Origin of the sequence: Streptomyces sp. NPDC001231, assembly GCF_042896885.1 — a bacterium.
In the GTDB taxonomy this organism is placed as follows: Bacteria; Actinomycetota; Actinomycetes; order Streptomycetales; family Streptomycetaceae; genus Streptomyces.
In genome coordinates, this window is sequence record NZ_JBIAXS010000047.1 from 36,529 (window position 1) to 45,570 (window position 9,042).

Genomic DNA, 9,042 nt, shown 5'->3' on the forward strand with positions numbered 1-9,042 from the left:
CAAATACCCCACATGCGCGCCGTAATTGACGGTTCCCCCAAGGCCCACCCAACCCCCTGTTTTCAGCTCCGGCCCCCGCCTCACCCACCCCCACGCTCGATCGCCCTGACACACGTGCGTCAGGGCCCTTCAGCGGGTCTTGCCACGCCTGAGGGCGGGCCCGTTCTGCTGCCGGTGCGGAGCGACCCCGGGCTCTGCAGGTGCCGCGCTCTTGTCAGCCGCCTGCCGCTTAGTAGGGTCCAGCGTCGCCGACTGTGCGCGGGCCGCCGTGGTGTTCACCTTCGCCCGCGACGCGGCCGCCTCACCCAGCGGCCGGCGCAGCGCATCATGGGCGGCCTCCACCAACCGTGAGCCCAGCTGCGGCGTGGGCCCCTTCTCCCACGAGGTGTCTCCCATGAGGCGGGTCAGGTGCTCGCGCACTGGCTTGCCCTCGGTCTCCATCTGCGCCATCCGTGCGGCCACCAGGGGCCACTGACGGTTCGAGAGCATCAGCGTCGCTTCCCGCTCGCGGCCTGGCATTGCTTCCATCACCGAGCGGCCGTAACGCTCGTTCTCCGCCGGGGAGATGGCCAGCTGCCGCAGCGCTCGCGCCCGGTCGGACAGGTCCAGATCCTTGGGCAGATCCAGCCCCGTTGTCAGTGGTCCGTACGACCGGACCGTGTCCCGGCTCGCGGTCGGTGCCGCATCCGCTGCCAGCACCCTCGCCACGGCCTGGTCGACGCCGACGACCTCGTTGTGCGCCGCCGCGAGGACCTGCCGGACGTCGACCCCGCGCTCGTCCAGCCGCGCCATCGTCGCCGCGATGTCCGGCCACGTCGGTGAGGACAGGATCGCCTCCCGCACCGGTCCCGCCGGCAGAGTCTCGCGCAGCATCCGCTCCCACTCCCCCGTGCCCTCGCGGTCGACCCGGGCGGCGTTCTCGGCGACCGCGTCCCGCACCGTCACCGCAATGTCGCCGACCCGGGGAAGGAATTCGCCCAGGTCGACGCCCGCGCGGCGCAGCGCGACCAGCTGCTGCGCCATCTGCGGCCAGTCCGCCCCGGCCATCAGCGCCGTGGAGATGTCGGACGGGACCAGTCTGGTCACCTCCGTGGCGGCCTCGCGCACCGCCTGATCGGCAGGCGGCAGATCCTCCTCCCTGCCCTTCTGCCGCCGCTGCTGCTGCCTGCGCACAGCGTCCGCCATAGCCATGACCAGACGCCATGCCATGACGGACGTCTGCACCGCCTCGCCCGCCGCCGCGGCGAACGGCTCCCCCTCCGGCGTGGGTGTCCCCATGCTGTGCTCCCCTCGTTTCAGCGGGTCCGCTTCGGGCCCTTGCGTTGCTCGTCCCCGGGCGGCCGCCGCGTCGGTGCGGGCGCCCCCGTCGTGCGGGCCGGTCCGGCGTGTCCGGCGCCGCCCGCGGGTGTGGTCGACGGGCTCTTGCCGGTGGCGGCTACGGCCGCGCCGCGCTGCTTCCGCCACCCGTCCAGGCGCCATGTCAGCACCTCCGCCACCGAGTCCGCTGTGCCCAACTCCCGGCGGGCGGCGACTGCGGCCAGCACACCCGCAGGGTCCTCACCGTCACGCTCGATCTGCGCCAGGCGCGTGCGCAGGGCGGGCCAAGCAGGGTCAGCCAGAACGACCCGGGCGTGGGAGGGAACGGCCTGCTGGACGACACCCGCCATCGGCCGCTCGCCCGCGGCCGCCAGCCGCTGTCCGGTCCTCGTCCGGGCTGCGGTCGCCTTCCTCTGGCGCGGCGTGTACTCCCGGGCTGCGGCCGCGCCCGCCGTTACCTCAACGGCCTCGCGCAGCAGCCTCCCGGCCCGTCCGGCGGCGTGCGCCTGGGCACGGTGTTCCTGCGCTTCGTGCCACGTCCGGGAGGCCTCCACCGCCGTCACCAGGGCGAGCAGGAAACCGAGCGCGGCCACCGTGTCACTGCGACCCGCGACCGCCACCGACCTCGACAGCACCTGTGCCGACTCGCGGTACAGCTCGCGTGCCTGGCCCTCCAGACTGCGCGCCTCCGGAGCCCGGGAGGCCCGCTCGTACTCGCGCGCAGCGTCGCGGATCCGGTCGCGCACCAGGCGGGGTGAGATGACCGCGGCGACCACGACCAAGTCGCCGAGCGCGGCGACGTCCCCGGCACCCTGGTGCAGCCCTCCGGCACCCAAATGTACGGCGGCCTGCCTCACTTTGGTCTCCGCCACCTTCCAGGCCTCCGCCGGCGCGATCGGTCGGACAGCAGCAGCCTGCTGCCACCGTTCACGCACCCGTGGCAGCGACAGGTCCGCGGCCAGTCGAGAGCCGGAGAACCACACCGGTTGCTGGCGTCCGTCGCGGTCGCCCGGCAGTGCCACCGAGTAGCCGGTGACGTTGCCGTCCGGGGCGATCCGCTGCTGCACCCGGACCCCGGCCGCGCCGAGCCGGGCGAAAAAATCGGCGTCGCTCGTGGCGGCCGCGGCCGCCTCGCGCACGGCGCGCTGCAGCGTCTCGCGGGCGGTCTCCTGCAGGCCGCGCCGGGTCGCCTTCTCCGCCTCCCCGGTCTTCGACCACTTCCGTGCGGTCTTGTCGCCGTGGGTAAGTCGGCGCAGCCCGAACTCGACTTCGAAGCGGCGGGCGACGTCATGCATCCTCACGATGTCCTGACGCAGGTTGGGCTGACGCCCGTCCTGTCTGGCCGCGGTCGCCACGATGTGGATGTGGTCGTCGGCGTGCCGGACGGCCACCCACCTACAGCCCTGGTCGTCGTCGTGCGGGTCGATGCCGGCGGCGTGCATCAGCTCGCGCGCCACCCGCGCCCACTCCTGGTCCGTCAACTGCCGGTCCTCTGGCGGGTTGCGCACCGCCACGTGATAGACGTGCTTGGCGGGCTTCTTCCCGAGCAGAGCGTGCACGGGCGCGTCCAGAATCAGCGCAAGGTCGGTGAGAGCCATGTCCGGCGAGCGCGCCGGGTCCTCGATGTAGGGGTCCCACGCAGCCACCAGGTGCGGGTCAACGTGCTCGTCTCGTTTGCCCGGGCCGTACAGGTAGTGCAGCAAGCCCGAGGTGTCATTTCCTTCCCGGGCCTTCTTCGGCATCACAACCGCGGCCGCCGCTCGCGCATCAGCTGCAGAGTGGCCTCGTCCACCCGCCGCACGGCCGTCTGGACATACTCCAGCACCGCCTTGATCTGCGCGTCGGTCACGTCGCCGTCAGCGTTCAGGATGTGCGCAACCTGGTTGAGGTTGTTGCCGATGCGCCGCAACTGGCCACGCGACTGGATCAGCTCCTGCAGCACATCCTTCGCGTCGACCGAAACGGGCACGACGGTCTCCGTAGCCACAGCCAAAGCAGCACGCGCTGCCCATGCTGCCGGAGCCATGTTCTCGCGCTTTGCAGCCTCCTGCAGGATCGTCAGCTCAGCCTCGTTGAAGGCGAGATTCACGCGTCGCTTGCGTGGCGCTTCTTCTTGCCTCTCCCGACGTCGTGCGCGCTGCTTGGCGGCCACCAGACTCCCCGCATCGTTCGTCCCCGGTCCGTGCTCGGACCACGTCATGCGGCGGACAGCGTAGCTTCAAGATCCGCCACATGACGATGCCTAATGTTCCATTAGGCACTAACTCGCTTCCGCCGGTTACTACACCAGATGAAGCTGACGGTGGTGGGCGATGCGCGGTCAAAGGCGGTGTGAGCTGCGGCGCTTCATTGCGCAGACTGCTGCCGCCGGAGGGGTGCGCGCTACGATCACCGCATGCCAAGCGCAGATGAGATCGTGCAGAGGATGAAGGCACTCCAGGCGAACCGCGAGCAGGCCATCGGGCCGCTGGTGGAGGTCCTGGCCAAGCGGAGTGCGCTGATGGAGGAACTGGCTGCTCTGGATGCGTCGTACGGCAAGGCCTACGTGGAGGCAGAGGCCGCGGGCTGGACTCCGGAGGAACTCGCCCAGCTGGGCGCGGATGAGCCGGTAAAGCGGCCGCGGGTGCACTCCCGGCGGAAGGGCTCGGCGGCGAAGAAGCCCGCAGAGCAGAGCTCCGCGGCCGCGCAGACGGATTCGCCGGCGGCCACGATGCCCACGCAGGTCCTGCCTCCAACGCAACCGGCTCCGGTCACCACCGGTACGTCCGTCTGACCGCGTGAGTACGCAGAAAGGGCTCCGCTTCGCGGGGCCCTTCGTCGTGGTCACTTCCCTTCCCGGCCGTTCCAGTGCCCGGCCGGACTCTTCCGCGTCAAGGGTCGTCGCCCGCTGGTCCGTGGGCAGCCGGGGGGGTTGTCTCGCGAGTGCAGCCCGGTGGGCTGTTCCAGAGTTCTGGAACACACAGCGCGGTGCCCCGGAACCCTCACGGGTGGGTTCCGGGGCACCGCTTCCGGCCGTTGTCCGCGACGGGGGTGGCGCGGACAACGGGGTTCGCGAGTGCGGGCTACGGTCAACCGCTGCGAGGGCGGGCCGTCAGAGTTCGCCCGCCTCGATCATCTCGGCTCGAGTCCGCCGCACGGTGAGCCTGCGCGGGTCCTCCGCCGGCCACTCCGGACCGCCGCCGGAGCGGGATCGGAGCCAGACGACCCCGCCGCGAATATCGGTCACGATGGCCCGGGTCTTGCCCTCCATCACCTCGTCGCCGACCGACGGCAATGTGTGGGTCTCAGTCATCGGCTCACCTTCATCTCTGCCCAGACGCGCTTGCCCCACGGCCGAGGCCTGGGGCCCATCAGGTCGTACCCCCACCGGTCCGCCAGCCCGTCCACCAGGGCCAGCCCGCGACCACCGATGTCCTCCACTCTCGCGTTGTGCAGCTCCGGTAACCGGTGCGGTGCGAAGTCGACCACGGCCACGTACACCCGGTCCTCGTCGGGGCGGTTAATGATGACGCGCACGCTCTCGCCGCGGGCGTGCCGAACCGAGTTCGTGAACAGCTCGGACAGCAGCAGTTCGGCGTCGTCCACGGCTTCGCTCATGTGCCACGCGCACAGGACGACGCGTGCCAGGTGCCGCGCCTTCGCGGCTGCCTCCGGGGTGCGGGTCATCGTCTCGCTGTAGCCGGGATATCCCGACCGGCGGGCTGTGGTCGTCATATCGGCATCGCCAGACCTCGGGTAACGGATGGTCGAGCACCGACCGTAAAAGGCAGAGGGGGTAGCGACAGGTACAGTCGCTACCCCCTCTCCGAGGGGTACAAGTTGTACCCCTACGCCGCCACCCCGAGTTGACGCGCGAGGCCTCGGGCGTCGTCGCGAATGATCGCGCTGCCCTTCTCCGCCAGTTCGGCGGCCGCGCCCCGCGCGAACAGGTTGAAGCAGGCGGTCTCGGGGCTGGTCTCGTAGGCCTTCTTCAGCAGGTGCACGACCGCGACCGACTCCCCTTCCAGGCTGTACGCGCGGGCCGTCTCGATGATGTGGAAGCTGCGGCGGGTGGCGCTCTGCATGCTGCCGAGGTCGATGTGCGTGGCGGCGTCGACCGCAGCGCCGCCGCGCACGAAGTCGTTGTTCATGGTGATCGCGTACGCGTCGACCATGCCGCGGCCGAACACGAGCCACGGGTGCGCGTACCCGTCGCCGAGTCGGCGGGCAGCCTCGTCGGCGCGGTCCCAGTGCCGTTCGGCGCTGCCTTTCTGCCCGACCTTTGCGTACGACAGGGCGGCGGCCAGGTTCAGCAGGCCCTTGAGCGCGATGTCCTCCGAACCGCGCTCCGGGTCGAGCAGCTGAATGGACCTCATGGCCAGTTCCACGCGCGCCTCGTGGCGCTCTCCGGCGTCACGGAAGACGTGGTTGAGGTACCACGCGGAGGCCGCCATCGCGCGCGGGCTGTCGGCGTCCTGGGCCATGGTCATGGACCGGTCGCCGGTAAGCATCACCAGCTCCGGCGCGGGCTGGAAGCTCAGGTAGAGCTGGGCGAGGTGGTAGGCCTGCGCGAGCAGTACCTGTACCCGTCGCCGGTCGTTGCCCTCGTGGGCACGGGCGGCGTGTTGGAGGTCGGCCAGCAGCGCGGGCAGCACGTTGGCCACGCGGCTACGGTGGTCGCCGAATCCGTGCCAGGCCTGCCACGCGTTCTGTACGCGAGTGGCGAGCGCCGTGGCCGACGCGGGCTCCTCGTCACGGGCGAGTAGGTCGTAGGTCGTCAGTGCCTCCTTCACCCGTAGCAGTGCGGGGTGGGCGGCCTTGGTGTAGGTGGCGGCCGACAGTCGCTCGTCACCAGTAAGAGCGGCAAGATTGTCCACGCCGAGCGCGTCCGCGAGACGCAGGAGGAGCGGCAGGCGTGGCATGCCGAGTCGGTCGTTCTCGATCGCCTTGACCCATTCCGAACTGCGGCCGACGAGACCGGCGAGCACCGGTCGCGTCTGGCCCTTCCGCTCGCGTTCACGTCGGACCCGTTGGCCGAACGTAAGCGGCGGGCCATTCTCAGCGTCGTGCGCCATGATGGGCTCCGTTCTGACGTCGCACTCAGGACGGTACCGGTGCACGAGCGTCCGGGAACACTGGTCTCTGGGTTGAGTACCCGATGGGGGTCAGAGAGCCCCGGCGGGCCGCTGAACTCCAGCGGCTCGCCGCGCCTTGGTATTGGTGAGGCGGCCCTCCTTATGTCGCCATGGGGCTTCCGGGCATGTCCCAGAACCCCGGCAGATGCCGGCCCGCCGCCTGCGCGCAGGTGCGTGCTCGGCCTGGCTGGCCCTTTGTCGAGGAACTCATCGGTGAACATGGCGAGAGAGTGAATATGCTGCGTCCATGCCACATGTAACCGTGACGTACACCAATGAACTGGGCGAGAACGAGGTCCTCGACTGTGAAGTACTCGGCCCGGAGTTGCACTCGCTGATCGTCGCCAACAGCGGCGCGCGCCCCGAGGCGTGCCGGATCCGTTTCATCTACCCGCAAGACGACTGGTACATCGCCGGCCGCACGGAGGAAACCCACCAGGCGGTCCACATCGAGATCGCGCTGAAGGCCGGCCGTAGCGCCGAGGTCAAACGCGCGCTCAGCGAATCCGTCCTCGCGCTTCTTCGCACACGCGTCGGGCCTGTCCCGGAGTTCGAGGTCCACTTTTCGGTCGAAGTACGCGACCTCGACCCGGACGGGTATGCGAGCCACATTGAGTCCGCCGGGGATGTCCCCCGGGACGCCATCCCGCAGGGTGCCCAGGTGACCGATGCTTGACCATGGACCCCGCCCGCCTGCTACGGAATGAAGTGGGGAGCCGCGTCATGCTGTTTTGCTAGAGGTTGTCCCGTATGGAGTTGGGGTTATCCCGTGAGGGCCATGTTGTGAAGGCGTGCAACGTCGAGTATGGCCAGGTGAACGCCGTTGCCCTTGAGTCGGCAGTCCCGCAGAACCTTCCAGTTTCTTGAGGCGCGACAGGGCATGCTCGACACGTGCCCGGGCCCGACGGTGGACAGCGTTTTCGGCCTCCTACTGCGGGCTCAGACGCTGTTGGCCTCGTCTTTTGCGGTGCGGGATGAGCAGTCCGGTGCCCTGGTAGCCGCCATCAGCGAGGGTGAGAACACCATGGCAGGCCCGGTCGACACCAGACTCGGTGAAGGCCCGGCAATCGCCACGGCCGGCCTCGCTGGATGTCACCACCCCGCCGCCGCACCAACGCGACGAGACGGTCGAACTGCACCGGGCTCAACCCGACGAACGACTCGATCCACTTCGGATCACCTGCTGACATCACCCCATGGCCGGACAACGCCGACGGGCGGCGGTTGGACACCGAGTGGTTCGGTCAGATTCGAGCGGCACTCGACGGGCAGAGGGCGGCGCCGCTCAGACCATGCGTCGTAGCGCGGTCTCCACGGCATCGACCAGCGGATCGCCTTCGGTTCGCGGGTGCCTGGCCAGGCCGAGTTCGATGTCCGGCAGGCTGGGCAGGGCGTCCGCGTCGTGGCACGCCATGGCCGGTTCGAGATTCCCGGGCAGCACCGCCGTAACGCCGAGCCCGGCCCGCACCGCGGCGAGCACACCGACGAGACTGTTGCTCTCAAACGCCACCCGCCAGCGGCGGTCGGCACCTTCCAGCCCTTCCAGCACCGACGCACGCCATGTGCACGGGCCCGAGAACAGCACCACGGGTAGCGGATCGGCAGCCAAGTCCACACCCTGGCCGACCGCCCAGACCAGCGGTCGGCGCACCGTCCAGCGCGGCCGGCCGGGAACGTCCGCCGCCTCGTCGAGCACGAGTTGGACGCGTCCCGCGTCGTAGGCCTCGCGCCTCGCGTCGCCGGAGAGGCTGAGCACCTCAAGCGTCGCGCCTGGATGCAGCCGGGCGAGGTCGGCGAGGGCCTGTGGAAGCTGGGACGCGGCGAGGTCTTCGAGCAACCCGACGCCGCAGTGGCCGGTCAGTGTGCGGCCGGCTTCGGTGAGTGCCTGCGCGGAGAGCGAGAGGATGCGCTCCGCGTATGGCAGGAGTTCGTCACCTGCGCGGGTCGGCGAGACGCCGGTCGTGGACCGGAGGAGCAGGGGGCTACCGACGGTGTTCTCAAGCTTGCGCAACTGCTGGCTGAGCGCGGGCTGGCTCTGCCCCAGCGCGCTTGCGGCGCGGCTGATGCTGCCCGCCCGCACAGCGGTAACGAACGACCGCAGCAGTACGATCTCTAGATCCCTGGCCATAAGAATCCATTATATCGACTCCAGTCATATGGCCACTTCCTATTGCCAGATGATGGGAGCTAGCGTCACGCGGGTGACTCGATACCGACAGGTGCTCGCCGTGCCCGGGATGGCATCGCTGCTGGGCGTCTCGCTGCTCGCCCGCACCGCGATCACGGCCTCCGGGATGGCGTTGACGATGTACGTCGTTCTGGGCCTGGACATGAGCTACGCGGCAGCGGGAGGAGCCGCGGCGGCCATGACCACCGGTCTGGCGCTGGGCGGTCCGCTGCTGGGCCGCATGATCGACCGGCGGGGCGCGCGTATCGTGCTGCTGATCACCGTCGTGGTTCAGGTCGCGTGTTGGCTGAGCTTCGCGGTACTGCCGTACACGACCCTGCTGGCCGCCGCCTGAAGTTCCCCCATGATCGTGGACAGCGGATGGTTACGCTGCGGGGGCAAGGTCTTGTGCTGTCAGGGCCCTGGTTTCGACCGGGGTGACGT

Annotated in this window: 10 protein-coding genes and 1 pseudogene; 3 read left to right on the forward strand and 8 right to left on the reverse strand. The window is 69.7% G+C overall.

Annotated elements, in window-relative coordinates; all coding sequences use genetic code 11:
* Positions 1–129: 129 nt before the first annotated feature.
* From ACFY3J_RS36450 to ACFY3J_RS36460, 3 genes are read right to left on the reverse strand one after another with little or no spacing between them, the layout of a single operon-like run.
* Positions 130–1,278, reverse strand: coding sequence for a hypothetical protein (locus tag ACFY3J_RS36450; protein ID WP_390842666.1), 1,149 nt, complete (start codon positions 1,276–1,278; stop codon positions 130–132).
* A gap of 17 nt (positions 1,279–1,295) precedes the next feature.
* Positions 1,296–3,020, reverse strand: coding sequence for a relaxase/mobilization nuclease domain-containing protein (locus ACFY3J_RS36455; protein WP_390842667.1), 1,725 nt, complete (start codon positions 3,018–3,020; stop codon positions 1,296–1,298).
* 38 nt (positions 3,021–3,058) lie between these two features.
* On the reverse strand, positions 3,059–3,517 hold the full coding sequence (locus ACFY3J_RS36460) for a plasmid mobilization protein (RefSeq protein ID WP_390842668.1): 459 nt from the start codon (positions 3,515–3,517) through the stop codon (positions 3,059–3,061).
* A 195-nt stretch (positions 3,518–3,712) separates the two neighbouring features.
* Here ACFY3J_RS36460 and ACFY3J_RS36465 point away from each other — a divergent pair, with 195 nt between their 5' ends.
* Positions 3,713–4,090, forward strand: coding sequence for a hypothetical protein (locus ACFY3J_RS36465; protein ID WP_390842669.1), 378 nt, complete (start codon positions 3,713–3,715; stop codon positions 4,088–4,090).
* Between the two features lie 318 nt (positions 4,091–4,408).
* On the opposite strand, the gene ACFY3J_RS36470 is transcribed toward ACFY3J_RS36465, so the two are convergent.
* From ACFY3J_RS36470 to ACFY3J_RS36480, 3 genes are all read right to left on the reverse strand, one after another.
* The gene (locus ACFY3J_RS36470) at positions 4,409–4,609 is read right to left on the reverse strand and encodes a hypothetical protein (RefSeq protein WP_365434421.1); all 201 of its coding nucleotides are present in this window, start codon (positions 4,607–4,609) and stop codon (positions 4,409–4,411) included.
* Entirely contained in the window at positions 4,606–5,031 is a 426-nt protein-coding gene (locus tag ACFY3J_RS36475) for an ATP-binding protein (protein WP_384186446.1), read from the reverse strand. The genes ACFY3J_RS36470 and ACFY3J_RS36475 overlap by 4 nt, the downstream gene beginning before the upstream one ends.
* Before the next feature lie 113 nt (positions 5,032–5,144).
* Positions 5,145–6,371, reverse strand: a complete 1,227-nt coding sequence (locus ACFY3J_RS36480; protein WP_390842670.1) for a multiprotein-bridging factor 1 family protein — start codon at positions 6,369–6,371, stop codon at positions 5,145–5,147.
* A gap of 307 nt (positions 6,372–6,678) precedes the next feature.
* Between ACFY3J_RS36480 and ACFY3J_RS36485 the strand changes: the two genes are divergently transcribed.
* Complete coding sequence (locus tag ACFY3J_RS36485; RefSeq protein ID WP_390842671.1) at positions 6,679–7,107, forward strand: 5-carboxymethyl-2-hydroxymuconate Delta-isomerase; 429 nt, start codon at positions 6,679–6,681, stop codon at positions 7,105–7,107.
* An 86-nt stretch (positions 7,108–7,193) separates the two neighbouring features.
* On the opposite strand, the pseudogene ACFY3J_RS36490 reads toward ACFY3J_RS36485, so the two are convergent.
* Both ACFY3J_RS36490 and ACFY3J_RS36495 read right to left on the reverse strand, forming a co-directional pair.
* Positions 7,194–7,621 (reverse strand): annotated as a pseudogene (locus tag ACFY3J_RS36490) (transposase family protein).
* 95 nt (positions 7,622–7,716) lie between these two features.
* The gene (locus tag ACFY3J_RS36495) at positions 7,717–8,559 is read right to left on the reverse strand and encodes a LysR family transcriptional regulator (RefSeq protein WP_384186454.1); all 843 of its coding nucleotides are present in this window, start codon (positions 8,557–8,559) and stop codon (positions 7,717–7,719) included.
* Positions 8,560–8,632: 73 nt separating this feature from the next.
* Here ACFY3J_RS36495 and ACFY3J_RS36500 point away from each other — a divergent pair, with 73 nt between their 5' ends.
* The gene (locus tag ACFY3J_RS36500) at positions 8,633–8,953 is read left to right on the forward strand and encodes a hypothetical protein (RefSeq protein WP_390842672.1); all 321 of its coding nucleotides are present in this window, start codon (positions 8,633–8,635) and stop codon (positions 8,951–8,953) included.
* The last annotated feature ends 89 nt before the right edge of the window (positions 8,954–9,042 follow it).